Source organism: Micromonospora sp. DSM 43699 (assembly GCF_055517075.1).
In genome coordinates this window covers 29,060-43,884 of sequence record NZ_JBTMMT010000055.1, presented here as the reverse complement: position 1 = coordinate 43,884, position 14,825 = coordinate 29,060, and the positions used below count along the sequence as shown (strand labels likewise).

Below are 14,825 nucleotides of genomic sequence, written 5' to 3'. Positions count from 1 at the left end.
GCCACCGCCACCGCCACCGCCACCGCCACCGCCACCGCCACCGCCACCGCCACCGCCACCGCCACCGCCACCGCCACCGCCACCGCCACCGCCACCGCCACCGCCACCGCCACCGCCACCGCCACCGGTGGACAACTCCGCCGCCTGTCGAGCCGGTGCGGGACGACCTTTGACGATTCCGGATTCAGGAAAATCCAAAAAACCACGCTGAGTGATTGCGGCAGCCCATCTCGGCATTATTACTTTCAGTAACCCAAAGAGCGCCACCATCAAGCTCCCCGCGAGGCCAAGATCCGCCACACCCCACTGAGCAGCGTAAATGCAATCACCTCCTCGCCCAGCCCTCACCCTCATGCCAACGCTTTGCTCTGCTGCCCGCTATGCGAAACACACCCACGGTTACCGTCGCGCGGGGGGCAGCAGAGCGAAGCGTGCGAAGGGGAGTGGGGGATGGCTGGTGTTCGATCACAGAATGTAACGGATGAGCGCGGTCAGCCCCGCTATTCCACGCATAGACGGGCAGCATCAGGCTCGACGACAATTCGGAGGCTGACACCACGTCAAGCCCGCAGCTCCCACGCTGACCCCACACCGCACCCACATCGCGCCGGCGCCACCACGTCAAGCCCGCGTCGGCAACCGTGACGTCATCCCCACGCTGGCCCGCACCCCGCACCCCGGTCCGGGGATCCGGGACCCCGGATCCGGGACCCGACTGCGGCACCGCATCAGCCGCGCGGCAGAACGAGGTGCCCGCCGGCACCGCATCAGCCACGCGGGACGACGAGTCGCCTAGCCGGCACCCCGTCAGCTGCGCGGGACGGCCAAGCGGTAGCCGACGCCGCGTACGGTCTGCACCTGGGGGCCGCCGGACACCGTGCGCAGTTTGCGGCGCAGCCGCTTGACGGCCGAGTGCAGGATCGCCGCGTCACCCAGCCATGCACCGCCCCAGACGGAGCCGAACATCCGTTCGTAGCTCCACACCGCCCCCGGGTCACCGGCCAGCCGGGCCAGCAGTTCCCGCTCCAGCCGGGTCAGCGCCAACGGCTCCCCCTGCCAGGTGACCAGGTGACCGGCCGGGTCGACGACCAGGTCGCCGCAGCGCACCGAGGTGGGGGCTACGGCAGCGGGCACCGCGGGGGCGGGGAAGAGCATGGCGCGCAGCTCGGCCAGGTCCGCGCAGATCACCACCGGCCCCAGGTCGTCGAGCCGGCGGACCACCCGTTCCCGGACGGAGACGTCGGCGCTGACACAGACCACGAACGGGATGTCGACACCGGTCACACGTCCTCCCAGGACCGCACCTGCCGCCCGCTCCCGACGCTCCCGTCTGCCCACGACAGGTGCCGGCACGGCTGGTGTCAGCCTAACGGTCAGCGTGGCGCCTGGTTACTGACCGAATACTGACCGACCCGATCCATTGATCAGCTTGGTTCCCCGGCTGAGCATGATGCACAGCGGCCGTGGGGGGCCGGCCTGCCAGCACCACCAGCACCACCCACCGGCCACCTCCTCAGCCGCTGCGCGTGGCCGCGACCCCGGCACACGCGGCCGGACCCGAACCGATCGGGTCCGACGACGTGGGGAGGAACAGTGCTCAGACGACCGACCGGACGACCGTCCCGGTGGAGACTGGTGGCCGCGCTCGCGGCCGGACTTCTGGGTCTCACCGCCCAGCCTGCCCTACCCGCCGGGGCCGCGCCGGCCGCGCCCCGGGCCACCGTGGACCGGCAGGTCCTCGACGGGCTCGCCGACGGCACCGGGACCTTCCTGGTCTACCTGCGTGAGCAGGCACCGCTCGCCGAGGCGGCCCGGCTGCGCAGCCCGGACGCCCGCGCCGGCGAGGTGCACCGGTTGCTCACCACCACCGCCGAGCGGACCCAACGCGGCCTGCGGGCGGTGCTCGACGAGCAGAAAGCGACCTATACCGCGTACTGGATCGCCAACGCGCTGCGGGTGACCGGGGACCGGGCGCTGCTGGACGTCGTCGCCGCCCGGCCGGAGGTCGACCGGATCGCACCGACCCGCAGCTACCCGCTGGTCCGGCCGGTCCGCGGCACGGCCGCCCGCGCCGGCACGAACGCCGCCGAGTGGGGGCTGACCAACATCGGCGCGCCCCGGGTCTGGGACGAGTTCGGCGACCGGGGCGAGGGCCTGGTGGTCGCCAACATCGACAGCGGCGTGCAGTACGACCACCCCGCGCTGGTCGGGTCGTACCGGGGCAACCTCGGTGGCGGCACCTTCGACCACAACTACGACTGGTACGACCCGGCCGGGATCTGCCCGCAGGACGCGCCCTGCGACAACAACGACCACGGCACGCACACCATGGGCACGATGGTCGGCGCGGACGGGGCCGGCAACCAGGTCGGCGTCGCCCCCGGCGCGAAGTGGATCGCCGCCAAGGGTTGCGAGTCCAACAACTGCTCGGACGCCTCGCTGTTGGCCGCCGGTCAGTGGGTGCTCGCCCCGACCGACCTCAACGGCCAGAACCCCCGCCCCGACCTGCGCCCCGACATCGTCAACAACTCCTGGGGCGGCGACGGCGGCGACCCCTGGTACCAGCAGACAGTGGCCGCCTGGCGGGCCGCCGGGATGTTCCCGGTCTTCTCCTCCGGCAACGACGGCCCGGCCTGCGGCAGCGCCGGCTCCCCCGGCGACAACCCCAACGCGTACGCGGTCGGCTCGTACGACGTGAACAACAACATCTCCAGCTTCTCCGGTCGGGGGAACGCCACCGACCCGGCCGGGTTGAAGCCGAACATCGCCGCGCCCGGCAGCAACGTGCGGTCCAGCGTTCCGGGAGGCGGGTACGCGGCGTTCAGCGGCACCTCGATGGCCGCCCCGCACGTGGCCGGCACTGTCGCCCTGGTCTGGTCGGCCGCGCCCAGCCTGCGCGGGAACGTCGCCGCCACCGAGACGCTGCTCGACCGCACCGCGACGGACGTCGACGCGACCGCCTGCGGGGGCACCGCCGCCGACAACAACGTCTTCGGTGAGGGGCGGCTCAACGCGTACGAGGCGGTGCGGCAGGCCCCGCGCGGGCCGGTGGGCCAGGTCAGCGGCCGGGTCACCGACGTGGCCACCGGCGACCCGGTGGCGGGTGCCACCGTCACCGACGGCGACCGCAGCATCGTCACCGGCACTGACGGCCGGTACACGCTGACCGTGCCGGCCGGCGAGACCACGCTGACCGTCTCCGCGTACGGCTTCCGCACGGCGACCGGCACGGTGACCGTGCCGGAGGACGGCACGGTGACCCGGGACTTCGCCCTGACGGCGACGCCGACGGTCACCGTCTCCGGCCGGGTCACCGACGGTTCCGGGCATGGCTGGCCGTTGTACGCCAGGATCGAGGTCGCCGGCCGCCCCGGCGCACCGGTCTTCACCGACCCGGTGACCGGCAGGTACTCGTTCACAGTGGCCGGCAACACCGACTACAAGCTCACCGTCACCGCGAAGTACCCGGGCTACCGGACGGCGACCAAGGACCTGACCGTCGGCGCGACGGGCGTCACGGCGGACGTCCCGGTGCCGGTCGAGGCGGCCTGTGCCGCCGCCGGCTACACCGGCAGTCTGAGCGCGCCACTGCTGACGCAGAGCTTCGACGGCACCACCGCCCCGGAGGGCTGGTCGGTGCGCAACCGCACCGACAAGGGCGGCTGGGTCTTCGACGACCCGGGCGCGCGGGGCAACCTGACAGGCGGTACCGGCGGGTTCGCGATCGTCGACAGCGACAAGTTCGGCACCGGCAACACCCAGGACACCGACCTGGTCACCCCGGCTGTCGACCTGTCCGCCTCGGCCGCGCCGCTGCTGCGCTTCCGCAGTGACTGGCGGGCGGTCGGGATCACCGACACCGCCGACGTGGACGTCTCCACCGACGCCGGGACGAGTTGGACGAACGTCTGGCACCAGACGGCGAGCCGGCGCGGCCCCCGGGTCGAGGAGGTGCCGCTGACCCCGGCGGCCGGCGCGACCGGTGCGCTTGTGCGCTTCCGGTTCAAGGGCACCTACGCCTGGTGGTGGCAGGTGGACGACGTCCAGCTGGTCAACCGGGACTGCACGCCCGTTCCGGGTGGGCTGGTGGTCGGCAACACCACCGACCGCAACACCGGCACACCGGTCAACGGGGTGACGGTGACCAGCGTGGACCGGCCCACCGACACGGCCGTCTCGGCGGCCACCCCGGACGACCCGAACCTGCCGGACGGCTTCTACCACCTGTTCTCCGGGCTGACCGGCACCCACCCGTTCACCGCTGCCCGGCCGCCGTACACGACGGTCACCCAGCAGGTGACGGTGGTGGCGGACAGCACCCGCCGGGCCGACCTGGCCCTGGCCGCGGGGCGGCTCACCGTCAGCACCACCACGATCGAGGCCCACCAGCCGTACGGCAGCACCCGCAACGCCAAGGTGACGGTACGCAACACCGGCTCCGCCCCGGCGACTGTGGAACTGCTGGAACGTGGTGGCGGGTTCGAGGTGCTGGCCACCGGTGGCGCTCCGCTGCGGGAGCAGGTGGTCAAGGGGATCAGCACCGGTCGTACCGGTGTTCGTTACGGCGGCGGGAACGCGGACGCCGCGCCGCAGGCCGACGACGCCTGGACCAAGATCGCCAACCTGCCCGCCGCGATCTACGACAACGCGGCGGCCAACCTGGACGGCAAGGTCTACTCGGTGGGTGGCGGTGGGGACACCGGCAACGAGCGCAAGGCCTGGGTGTTCGAGCCGGCCACCGGCACCTGGACGGCGCTGCCCGACCTGCCGCACGCCCGGTCCAAGCCGTCCGCCGTGCCGATCGGCGGCAAGCTGTACGTGCTCGGCGGCTGGGGCGCGACTGACGGCACGGAACCGTCGGTGGACGTCTTCGACCCGGCCAGCGGCACGTGGAGCACCCTGGCCGGGGCGGTCAACCCGGCCCCCGCCGCCGCAGCCGGCACCGCCGTGGCCGGTGGCAAGGTCTATCTGGTCGGCGGCTGCGTCGACGGCACCTGCACGGAGTCCGACAAGCTGGTGGTCTTCGACCCGCGTACCGGCACGTTCCGGGCCGGGGCGGCCTATCCGCATCCGGTCTCCTGGCTGTCCTGCGGCGGGATCGGCGCACAGGTCTACTGCGCGGGCGGGGTCGCCGCCGACGAGTACACCGACGCCTGGCGGTATGACCCGGCGTCGGACGCGTGGAGCCCGCTGCCGAACCTCCCGGTCGACCTGTGGGGCTCCCAGTACGCCTCGGCCGGCGGCATGCTGGTGCTGGCCGGCGGGGTGACCGGCAACTCGACGTCGGTGACCAACCGGACGGTCGGCTTCGACCCGGTAGCCGGGGCCTGGCGGAACCTGCCCAATGCCCAGTTCGGCAGGTACCGGGGTGCCGCCGCCTGCGGGGCGTACAAGATCGGTGGTTCGCCCAGTTCGTTCGTCGGCTCGGCGGACAGCGAGCGGCTCGGCGGGCTGGAAGGCTGCGCGGACGCCAGTGACCTGCCGTGGCTGTCCACCGCACCGACCAGCTTCACGCTGGCCCCGGGCGCGTCCCAGACGGTCACCGTCACGCTGACCGCCACGGCGGCGGCCGGGGTGGCCCAGCCCGGGGTCTACTCGGGTGAGCTGGGGTTCACCTCGGACACCCCGTACCCGGTGTCGTCGGTCGGGGTCGAGATGAACGTCTCGCCGCCGAACAACTGGGGCAAGATCCAGGGCACGGTGACCGGGGTGACCTGCGGCGGCCAGACCGTCGGCGTCCCGGCCACGGTCCGGCTGAACCTGGTCGGATCGACCACCGGCACCACGCTCACCGCCGACGGCCAGGGCAGGTACGCCTGGTGGCTGCCGAAGGGCCGGTACGAGGTGATCGTGGCGAAGGACAGTTGGGTGCCCCAGGCCCAGCGGACGGTCGTCGAGGCGGGCATCGTCGGCACCCTCGACTTCCGCCTGGCCCCCACGTCGACCTGCGCGGGCGCACGGGTGTCCGGCAGCTAGACCGGTAGGCGCACCACACGGTGGCCGTCGACCCCGCCCGGGTCGGCGGCCACCGCCATGTCCTCAGGTCAGCAGGGCCACCCAGGGTCGTCCTGACCCGGCACCCGCCCTGGGATCCGCGCTCTCCTCGGACCGCCCCCGGGGCCGGGTCGGCCGACCCGGGCCCGGGTGGGCCGGCACCAGCCCGGGGAGCCGTGCACCCCTCGGCTGTCTCGGGTCCCCACACTATGTTCCGAACGGTGTATGCCTGTCCGTCATTTTTATGACGGACAGGCATACACCGTCGCTGAGGAAACAGTCCCCACCGGGTCCGGCCGTTGGCAGCCGACATCGTGTCCATGAGGGCCCAGCGGGCTCGGTGCCCGACGCTCAGCAGGACCCGGCAGTGCCCAACCGCTGGAGCGCGAGGGGCCCAACCGCTGGAGCGCGCTATTTCGTTGATGTGGTGGCATCCGATCGGGCGGATGCCACCACATCAACGAAACTGAGTTGATCATGATGTCTCGGCACACCCCCGGTCGGCACCCGGGCCGGTAGAGAGCCGCCACGCCGGCCGCCGGGCGGCCCATTCACGCCGCCGACGACTCAACGGGTACCCTTCCGCGCCGCCGACGACCTCGGCGGCGCCCGTTCGCGGCAGCTCGCCGCTCGGGCACCACTACTTCATGGTTGTAGTGGCATCAAAGCAAGCGGATGCCACTACAACCATGAAGTTGAGTCGATCATGGAGGAGGGACTTCACCGTCACCGGGGCCGGCCAGCCCCGCAACCCGAGGAAGCGTCGACCGCCGTCAGGGCTTCCGCAGCCAGGTGGCCGGATCAGTGACGTAGATACCCTTGCCCTGGTGACGGCTGATCACCCCAAGCGCCTCCAGCCGCACGTTGACCAGGTTGATCGTTGACGGGCTGACCTTGAATCGGCTGCACTGCTCACTGATCGAGGGCAGCTTGTCCCCTGGTTTGTACTTGCCCGACCTGACGTCGGCAACAATCTCGTCGGAGATCCGGATGTAGTCCGGGGTCGCAGGCATGGCACTCCTCGCGTGGCACCTGCGATTCGATCACGCCCCCATCACGACGTGCAACTACGCGCTGCAACCGGTCGTTTACTCTTTCCAGTTCTTCAAATAAGTTGGTCGGCGAGCACTCCTCGCGTGGCAACGAGCAGGGCTCTCCCCCGGTCGGGGCGGGTGTAGTGGAAGGGAACCCGCCCGCCCCGGCCACCTTCCACGGCAGCACGATCCCCGCTGCCCCTGCGGAGAGGTGGTCCCCATCGTGTGCAGGTTCCTGCGGCTGTTCCGCCGGAAGCGGTCGACAGCACCCGACCGGCCCGAGGCAACAGGCCGGCCCGAGACAACAGGCCGCACCACGGCGGCCGAGCGGCCGCCCGCCCGGCACCGCGACACCAACCGACCCACGAGCTACCAGACCCCGACCGACCGGCCCCGGAACAACCAGGCACCGACCAACCGGCACGCGAGCAGCCGGATCGACAACCGCCCCACCGGGCGGTCCGGGCCGCCGGGGCGGCGGAACACCGGGCACCACTACCGGTCGGCGGCACACCGGCCGCTGTGCGCGAGTCAGGTGCGGCAGCAGTGTTTCGGCCGGTCCCGGAACGGGCTCGACCCGGGCGAGGTGGACAGGTTCCTGCACCGGGTCGCCGACGAGTTGGGCGCGCTGCACGCCGAGCTGGCCCGTACCCGGGAGGAGAACGCGCGGATCAAGGGTGCGCTGCGCGACTGGCAGTCGCGGTTCGGACCCCGGGTGGTGCGGGCGTGACCGGCGTGACCGAGCGCGAGCGGTACGTCGTACACCTGACTGTCGCCGCCGACGACCTGCCGGCGGCGCGGCTGCTGGCCCGCGCGATCGGGCGGTCGCTGGCGTTCCTGCCGGAGTTGGTGCTCGGCAAGACGACGGTCTCCGAGGAGGGCGCGACGGACCCGCAGCATCCGGTCTTCTGCGACCGGCCGCTCGGCGGGCGTCGTCGCTGCATCCGGCGGGTCGACCACCAGGGCGGCTGCACCTCGTGACACCGCCGGCCGGGTGACGGCCCGGTGGGCTGCCGGGCGGCGGGCACCTCGCGTCTGCCGGGCGGCGGACACCCGGGGTTGCCGGGCGCTGGCGGGCGGGCTGCGGAGGGTGCGACGGCCCGGGGCCGGTCACCCCGGGTGGGGTGACCGGCCCCGGGCCGATCGAGAGCGTGGGTCAGGCCACCGTGACGGAGACCTCGTTGATGCCCCGGTTGGCGGTCACGGCGGTGTCGCCGTTGCCGTGCCGGGACAGCGCCCGCAGGGTCCAGTTGCCCGGCGCGGCGAAGAACCGGAACTGCCCGGCCGGGGAGGTGACGACCTCGGCGGTGAACTCGCCCGTCGAGTCGAGCAGCCGGACGTACGCGCCCGCCACGGGCTCGCCCGACTCGGCCAGCACCTGGCCGGTGATGACGGTTTCCTTCTCCAGGTCCAGGCTGGCCGGCAGCGGCGCGGACTGGTCCGGGGCGGCGCAGCCGGCGGCGGTGGAGGCGGTGGGAGCAGTCATGGCTCAGGCCTCCCCGGGCTCGTCGCCGAGCGCCACCGGCACGCCGACCAGCGAGCCGTACTCGGTCCAGGAACCGTCGTAGTTCTTCACGTTGGGGTGGCCGAGCAGCTCCTGGAGCACGAACCAGCTGTGCGAGGAGCGCTCGCCGATCCGGCAGTAGGCGATGGTCTCCTTGCCGTCGTCGAGGCCGGCGTCGGCGTAGATCTTGCGCAGCTCGTCGTCGGACTTGAAGGTGCCGTCCTCGTTGGCCGCCTTGGACCACGGCACGCTGATCGCGGTGGGGATGTGCCCGGCCCGCTGCGCCTGCTCCTGCGGCAGGTGGGCGGGGGCCAGCAGCCGGCCGGCGAACTCGTCGGGGCTGCGCACGTCGACCAGGTTCTTGGTGCCGATCGCGGCGACGACCTCGTCGCGGAAGGCCCGGATCGAGGTGTCCGGCTCGCCCGCGACGTACCGGGTGGCCGGGCGGGTCACCGCGTCGGTGACCAGCGGGCGGGCGTCAAGCTCCCACTTCTTGCGACCGCCGTCGAGCAGCTTGACGTCGCGGTGGCCGTAGAGCTTGAAGTACCAGTACGCGTACGCGGCGAACCAGTTGTTGTTGCCGCCGTAGAGGACCACGACGTCGTCGTTGCCGATGCCCCGCGCGGAGAGCAGCGCCTCGAACTGGGCCTTGTTGACGAAGTCCCGGCGGACCTGGTCCTGGAGGTCGGTCTTCCAGTCGAGCTTGACGGCACCGGCGATGTGGCCGGTGTCATAGGCCGAGGTGTCCTCGTCGACCTCGACGAAGACGACGCCCGGAGCGTCGAGGTTCTTCTCGGCCCATTCGGCCGAGACGAGTGCGGTGTCGCGACTCATCAGATCACTCCCTGGTAAGGATGGGTGGTGAGCCAGCGCGGGTGGAGATCGGTGATGTCGCACCATGCGCGGGACCCATAGAGGAACGGATCACGGGTTTGTGCGACGGCGCCGCTGCCGGGCGTTTCTGGAGGGTGGCACCGGAGGTCAGTGGGCCTCGGGTGCGGTGGCCGCTAGGCGGCCGGAGACAGCCCCGCCGTCAGATGACGGAGCGACACAGGCAGGTGGCCACGCGGCACAGGTCGACCGCGCGCCGTTTGGTGAGGTGCGTCCCCATGGTGTCGGAGCCTACCAGCCGTCCCGGAGAGTGCCAGGGGTCGACCACCATACGGGACACGGCCCGGCCTGCCGGGAAACCCCGGGGCCGGGCCGTGCCCAACACTGAGCGCCGGATCAGCTCGCCGAGTTGATCGGGACGTCCTTCGCGTCGGCGGTCACCGTCAGCCCCTCCGGGCGCGGCTCGACCTTGCGCACGTTGAGCTGGAACGGCAGCTCCGGCAGGGGCACGTCGACCGAGATGCCCCGGGCGTAGTTGTTCAGCAGGGTGCGGGCCAGCGGCACCGCCGGCAGCCCCTGGGCGTTCAGGTCACTGAACTTCAACGCCACCTTGCCGTCGTCCGCCACCGTCACGTCGGCGGTGCCGGTGACGATGAGCTTCTGGCCGAGGATGTCGACGGGCGCGGTCACCGCCAGCTTGCCGTTCTGCTCACCCAGCTTGAGCCCCGGCCGGTCCAGCAGCTTGGCCAGGCTGTCGTAGGTGACCGTGCCGGTGCCGGCCACCGTCTCGGCCACCACGTCACCCTGCCCGGAACGGATGGTGTCCAGCGAGGCGCGCACGTTACGGGCGTCCACGTCGAGCCGGGGCAGGCTGACCGCGTTGCCTTCCACCTTGCCCTGCACGTCGGTCAGCACGATGGAGATCCGCTCGTACCGGCCGTCGACCACCTGGGTGAGGAACGGGAAGCCGCCGACGTCCACCTGGGGCGGCGCGGAGCTGGCGTCCTGCTTGGTGACCTCCTGGGTGACCTGGTCGGCGATCGCCCGCTCGGCCAGGCCGGCCGCCACCCGGTCGGCCACCACCAGCAGCCCGCCCAGGATCAGCACCAGGACGACCAGTACGACGAGCCACCTGCGCCCGCGCCGCCGGGGCCGCTCCTCGTACGTCTGCGCCACACCCGTCTCCGTCCGTCGTCGCCGTCGCCGTCCGCGACGTGCCGTCATCGGTGCCGCCGTCGCGGCGCACCGCTACTACCCGAGCGCCGTCACGCCCAACCGCCTCGCGCCCCACCGCCTCGCGCCCGCAGCCGCGTCAGAGCGGTCGACGGACGCCCGCGTCAGAGGAAGAGCACACACATCGCGTACGCCGCCGGAGCGGCCAACGCGAACCCGCCCAACGGACCCTGCATGTGCCGGGCGATCCACAGGGTGGGTGGTTCCCCGGCCATCAGCCGGCCCGCCTCGGCGTAGCCGACGGCGAGGTCGGCCAGCACGGCGGTGGCAGCGGTGACCAGACCGATCACCGCGGCGCTGGTCGGGGTGAAGCCGACCAGGTAGCTGCCGAGCAGGGCGCTGGTGAGAGTGCCGGCCATCGCACCGACGACCACCCCGGCAGCGCCCCGGGGCACCTGCGGGGCCAGCCGGGGCCAGGCCAGCACGGCGTCGGTGAGCCGGGCCACGGTGAGCGCGACACCGGTGGCGACCAGGCAGACGGTGATCGCCTGGGTGCCGGCCGGAATCCGGCTCAACGTGATCAGGATGGCGAACGCCACCACGCCGACCACGATCAGCAACGTGGTGCCGAGCGAGTCGGTCACCCGGACCCGGTCCACCCGGCGGAAGAGCTGACCGATCACCCCGAGCAGGAAGCCGCCCAGCGCCACGAACCCGAGCGGTGCCAGCCCGGCGACGTCGGTCTGCACGGCGGCCACGTCGGCCGCCGCGGCGACCACGCCGCTGGTCAACGCCACCAGCAGCAGCGCGGGCGGGCGCATGGCCATCGTCCAGGCCAGCACGAAGAGCAGTTGGACGCCGAACACGATCAGGGCGAACGGCAGCCGGTGCCCGGGGCCTGCGGTCTGCGCGCCGAGCACCAGGCCGACGCCGAGCAGCGCGGCGAAACCGGCGATGGTCAGCGAGAGCGGCCGACGGACCTCGACCGGCTCGATCGGCTCCTCGTCCGGCTCGACGTCGTCCTCCTCGCTGCTGCGGCGCGGCGCACCGCCCTTGCGGAACCGGCGCGGGCCGCGCTCGCGTCGGCTTCCGGCGTCGTCGTCCGGGGCCGGGCGCGGCCCGGGTGCGGGACCGCCGGCCGGGCCGTCGGGGGCGTCGTCGACCCACGGGTCACGGCCGGTCTCGGGCGAGGTGGAGGGAAACACGCCCCGATCGTGCCAGACCGAGGGGGTTCGGCGGGGATCACGTCGGCTCCCGACGGGGGCCGTCGGTTTCGGTGACGTTAAAACCTGAGCGGCGATCACGGGCAGATCCGACAAACAGGAAAGGACGCCGAGGTGACAGCGGGGCGATCGGTTACGCTCAAGCCGTTACCCGCCCGTCAGCGACGCCGGGACCCACGCAAGTTCTCAGCGCCCCGCCCGCCAGCGGAGCAGCTGGTCGCGTGCGGCCATAGAGCCGCCGGGACGGAGGTGATCGTGTGGAGCTCCTGCTGCTGGTGACCGCGCGTGCAGGTGAGCCCTCGGCGGTGCTGCCGGCACTCGACCTGTTGCCGCATTCGGTCCGTACCGCACCACGTGACGTCCGCACCCTGGTTTCCGGGCCCAGCCCGGACGCGGTGCTGGTCGACGCCCGTTCGGAGTTGAGCGAGGCCCGTGCCACCTGCCGGATGCTGCACGCCACCGGCCTGGGCGTGCCGCTTGTCGCGGTGGTCACCGAGGCCGGTCTGATCGCCCTGAACGCCGACTGGGGCGTGGACGACGTGATCCTGGCCGGTGCGGGGCCGGCCGAGGTGGAGGCCAGGCTGCGGCTCGCGGTGGGCCGGCTGAACAACGCCACCTCCGGGGCCGGCGGCTCGATCCGGGCCGGCGAGCTGAACATCGACCCGGACACCTACGCGGCGAAGCTCAAGGGTCGGCCGCTCGACCTCACCTACAAGGAGTTCGAGCTGCTGAAGTTCCTGGCCCAGCACCCGGGCCGGGTGTTCACCCGGGACCAGTTGCTCCGCGAGGTCTGGGGCTACGACTACTTCGGCGGCACCCGCACCGTGGACGTGCACGTCCGACGGCTGCGAGCCAAGCTCGGCTCGGAGTACGAGTCGATGATCGGCACGGTCCGCCAGGTGGGCTACAAGTTCGTGGTCCCGCCGTCGTCCCGGTCGCTGCCGGAGTCCGAGCCCGCGCCGCTGCCGGTCTGATCCCGGCGGGAGCACCGCACCACCGTAGGAGTATTTCCGATACGCCCCTTTTGCCCCTGTTGCCGGCTCTATTCTGACTGCCGGAATCAGCAGGGGCGAGAGGGGCGACGGTGCGTGCACTGACCACGGGGGCGACGAGAGGGCCGTCCCGCGATCCGGACCGGCGGTGGCGCTGATGCGCGCCCGGTCGACCGGCGGGACCATCGGCGTCGTCACACTGGTGCTGGCTGCCCTGCTCGGGTCCGCGTACGCGCTCGGCCGCAGCATGGTCCCCGAACCTCCCCGGCAACCCACCGGCGCGTCGGCGCAGGTCGACGGCACCCAGTACGCCGAGCAACCCGCCGACCCGGCCGCCCCGCAGGCTCGCCCGGACGGCACCGGCACCCCCGCCGCCGGGGTCGACCCGGACGCCGCGCAGCCGGCCGGCGGGGGCGACGGCCCGTTCGGCAGCCACGCCAGCACCGGCTCCGGCGAGGTCGCGCTGACCTTCGACGACGGGCCGGACCCGACGTACACGCCGCAGGTGCTGGAGGTGCTCCGCGCGTACGGGGTCAAGGCGACGTTCTGCGTGGTCGGCGAGAACGCCCAGGACCACCCGGACCTGCTGCGGGCGATCGTGGCCGACGGGCACACCCTCTGCAACCACTCGTGGCACCACGACGTGCTGCTCGGCAAGCGCTCCCCCGACCTGATCCGGGCCGACCTGATCCGCACCAACGACGCCATCCACGCCGCCGTTCCGGACGCCCGGATCAGCTACTTCCGCCAGCCCGGCGGGGCCTGGACGTACCCGGTGGTCTCGGTCGCCGAGGGGCTGGGGATGACCCCGCTGCACTGGACCGTCGACCCCAACGACTGGCAGGTCCCCGGGGCCGCGAAGATCACCGCGACGGTCACCGGGGACACCGGGCCGGGCGCGATCGTGCTCATGCACGACGCCGGCGGCGACCGGCAGGGCACAGTGGACGCCCTACGCCGGATCCTGCCCGACCTGACCAGCCGGTTCCGACTGGAGGCCCTGCCGGTCGGCGGGGCCAACTGAACCGGGCGGGCGGAACGACGCTCCGGAGCCGACTACGGTGGCGGGATGAGCAGCGTCGAGGCGACGACCGACCGGGTGGCCCACAGCGACCGACTCGCCCCGGGCGAGGTGGCCGAGGTGCTGGCCCTGGCCCGGCTCGCGGGTGACGCCGACGGCGCCCAGCCCTTCGACGAGCACACCCTGCTGCGGCTACGCGACCCGCAGGCGTCGGCCCGGCACCTGACCGCCCGTGCCGCCGACGGCACCCTGACCGGGTACGCCCACCTGGACACCACCGACCCGACCTCGGGGGTGGGGGTGGAGTTGGCGGTGCACCCCGGTTTCCGGCGGCGGGGCACCGGGCGGGCGCTGGCCCGGGGCGTACTGGCGGTGGCACCCGGCCCGGTGCGGGCCTGGGCGCACGGCGACCACCCGTCCGCCGCGGCGCTCGCGGTCGACCTCGGCGGCACACGGGCCCGGGTGCTCTGGCAGCTCCGTCGGCCGCTGACCGAGGCGGTGTCGCCGCCCCGGCTGCCGGACGGGGTGACGCTGCGGTCCTTCCGCCCCGGCGAGGACGACGACGCCTGGCTCGCGCTCAACGCCCGTGCCTTCGCCGCGCATCCGGAGCAGGGCCGGTGGACCATCGACGACCTGCGGGCCCGGCTGGCCGAGCCGTGGTTCGACCCGGCCGGCTTCCTGCTCGCCGTCGACCCGTCGGACGGGCGGCTACTCGGCTTCCACTGGACCAAGGTGCACGAACGGTCCGGCTCGGCCCGGATCGGCGAGGTCTACGTGGTGGGGGTGGACCCGGACGCGCACGGCGGCGGCCTCGGCCGGGCGCTGACCACCGCCGGGTTGGCCTACCTGCGCGACCGGCGGGGCCTGGACCGGGTGATGCTCTACGTGGACGAGTCGAACACCGCCGCCGTCTCGCTCTACGAACGGCTCGGCTTCGCCCGCTGGTGCGGGCACGTCAACTACCACCTGGGCTGACCTCCCCCTCGGTCTCCGCGCGGTAACGGCGGGGACTCGCCGGGATAACGGCTGCCCGGATATATCGCATTAATGCGG

Annotated in this window: 13 protein-coding genes; 6 read left to right on the top strand and 7 right to left on the bottom strand. The window is 72.6% G+C overall.

Going from position 1 to position 14,825, the window contains the following annotated elements:
* Nucleotides 1-807: 807 nt before the first annotated feature.
* Nucleotides 808-1,284 (bottom strand): winged helix-turn-helix domain-containing protein, encoded by a 477-nt coding sequence (locus AC0AIB_RS23225; RefSeq protein ID WP_328342546.1) that lies wholly within the window; start codon nucleotides 1,282-1,284, stop codon nucleotides 808-810.
* 309 nt (nucleotides 1,285-1,593) lie between these two features.
* Between AC0AIB_RS23225 and AC0AIB_RS23220 the strand changes: the two genes are divergently transcribed.
* Nucleotides 1,594-5,976, top strand: coding sequence for a S8 family serine peptidase (locus AC0AIB_RS23220; RefSeq protein WP_465097474.1), 4,383 nt, complete (start codon nucleotides 1,594-1,596; stop codon nucleotides 5,974-5,976).
* A 791-nt stretch (nucleotides 5,977-6,767) separates the two neighbouring features.
* Here the strand turns inward: AC0AIB_RS23220 and AC0AIB_RS23215 are convergent.
* On the bottom strand, nucleotides 6,768-7,007 hold the full coding sequence (locus tag AC0AIB_RS23215; protein ID WP_328342542.1) for a winged helix-turn-helix domain-containing protein: 240 nt from the start codon (nucleotides 7,005-7,007) through the stop codon (nucleotides 6,768-6,770).
* A gap of 244 nt (nucleotides 7,008-7,251) precedes the next feature.
* Between AC0AIB_RS23215 and AC0AIB_RS23210 the strand changes: the two genes are divergently transcribed.
* The gene (locus tag AC0AIB_RS23210; protein WP_465097473.1) at nucleotides 7,252-7,758 is read left to right on the top strand and encodes a DivIVA domain-containing protein; all 507 of its coding nucleotides are present in this window, start codon (nucleotides 7,252-7,254) and stop codon (nucleotides 7,756-7,758) included.
* The gene (locus AC0AIB_RS23205) at nucleotides 7,755-8,009 is read left to right on the top strand and encodes a hypothetical protein (protein ID WP_465097472.1); all 255 of its coding nucleotides are present in this window, start codon (nucleotides 7,755-7,757) and stop codon (nucleotides 8,007-8,009) included. The genes AC0AIB_RS23210 and AC0AIB_RS23205 overlap by 4 nt, the downstream gene beginning before the upstream one ends.
* 175 nt (nucleotides 8,010-8,184) lie before the next feature.
* Here AC0AIB_RS23205 and AC0AIB_RS23200 read toward each other — a convergent pair whose 3' ends face one another.
* The 5 genes from AC0AIB_RS23200 to AC0AIB_RS23180 all read right to left on the bottom strand — a co-directional run bounded on the left by AC0AIB_RS23200 (nucleotide 8,185) and on the right by AC0AIB_RS23180 (nucleotide 11,741).
* The gene (locus tag AC0AIB_RS23200) at nucleotides 8,185-8,514 is read right to left on the bottom strand and encodes a DUF1416 domain-containing protein (protein ID WP_328342537.1); all 330 of its coding nucleotides are present in this window, start codon (nucleotides 8,512-8,514) and stop codon (nucleotides 8,185-8,187) included.
* A gap of 3 nt (nucleotides 8,515-8,517) precedes the next feature.
* Complete coding sequence (locus AC0AIB_RS23195; protein WP_328342535.1) at nucleotides 8,518-9,366, bottom strand: sulfurtransferase; 849 nt, start codon at nucleotides 9,364-9,366, stop codon at nucleotides 8,518-8,520.
* A gap of 199 nt (nucleotides 9,367-9,565) precedes the next feature.
* Nucleotides 9,566-9,643: an Ms5788A family Cys-rich leader peptide gene (locus tag AC0AIB_RS23190; protein ID WP_323135737.1), complete on the bottom strand. Its 78-nt coding sequence runs from the start codon at nucleotides 9,641-9,643 to the stop codon at nucleotides 9,566-9,568.
* A gap of 116 nt (nucleotides 9,644-9,759) precedes the next feature.
* On the bottom strand, nucleotides 9,760-10,539 hold the full coding sequence (locus AC0AIB_RS23185) for an LmeA family phospholipid-binding protein (protein ID WP_465097471.1): 780 nt from the start codon (nucleotides 10,537-10,539) through the stop codon (nucleotides 9,760-9,762).
* Between the two features lie 161 nt (nucleotides 10,540-10,700).
* The gene (locus AC0AIB_RS23180) at nucleotides 10,701-11,741 is read right to left on the bottom strand and encodes a hypothetical protein (RefSeq protein ID WP_328342531.1); all 1,041 of its coding nucleotides are present in this window, start codon (nucleotides 11,739-11,741) and stop codon (nucleotides 10,701-10,703) included.
* Nucleotides 11,742-12,016: 275 nt separating this feature from the next.
* Here AC0AIB_RS23180 and AC0AIB_RS23175 point away from each other — a divergent pair, with 275 nt between their 5' ends.
* The 3 genes from AC0AIB_RS23175 to mshD all read left to right on the top strand — a co-directional run bounded on the left by AC0AIB_RS23175 (nucleotide 12,017) and on the right by mshD (nucleotide 14,747).
* Nucleotides 12,017-12,733 carry a winged helix-turn-helix transcriptional regulator gene (locus AC0AIB_RS23175; protein WP_328342529.1) on the top strand — a complete coding sequence of 239 codons (717 nt, stop codon included), beginning with the start codon at nucleotides 12,017-12,019 and terminating at the stop codon, nucleotides 12,731-12,733.
* A gap of 175 nt (nucleotides 12,734-12,908) precedes the next feature.
* Complete coding sequence (locus AC0AIB_RS23170) at nucleotides 12,909-13,775, top strand: polysaccharide deacetylase family protein (RefSeq protein ID WP_465097470.1); 867 nt, start codon at nucleotides 12,909-12,911, stop codon at nucleotides 13,773-13,775.
* Nucleotides 13,776-13,820: 45 nt separating this feature from the next.
* Nucleotides 13,821-14,747 (top strand): mycothiol synthase, encoded by a 927-nt coding sequence (gene mshD, locus AC0AIB_RS23165; protein WP_465097469.1) that lies wholly within the window; start codon nucleotides 13,821-13,823, stop codon nucleotides 14,745-14,747.
* Nucleotides 14,748-14,825 lie beyond the last annotated feature (78 nt).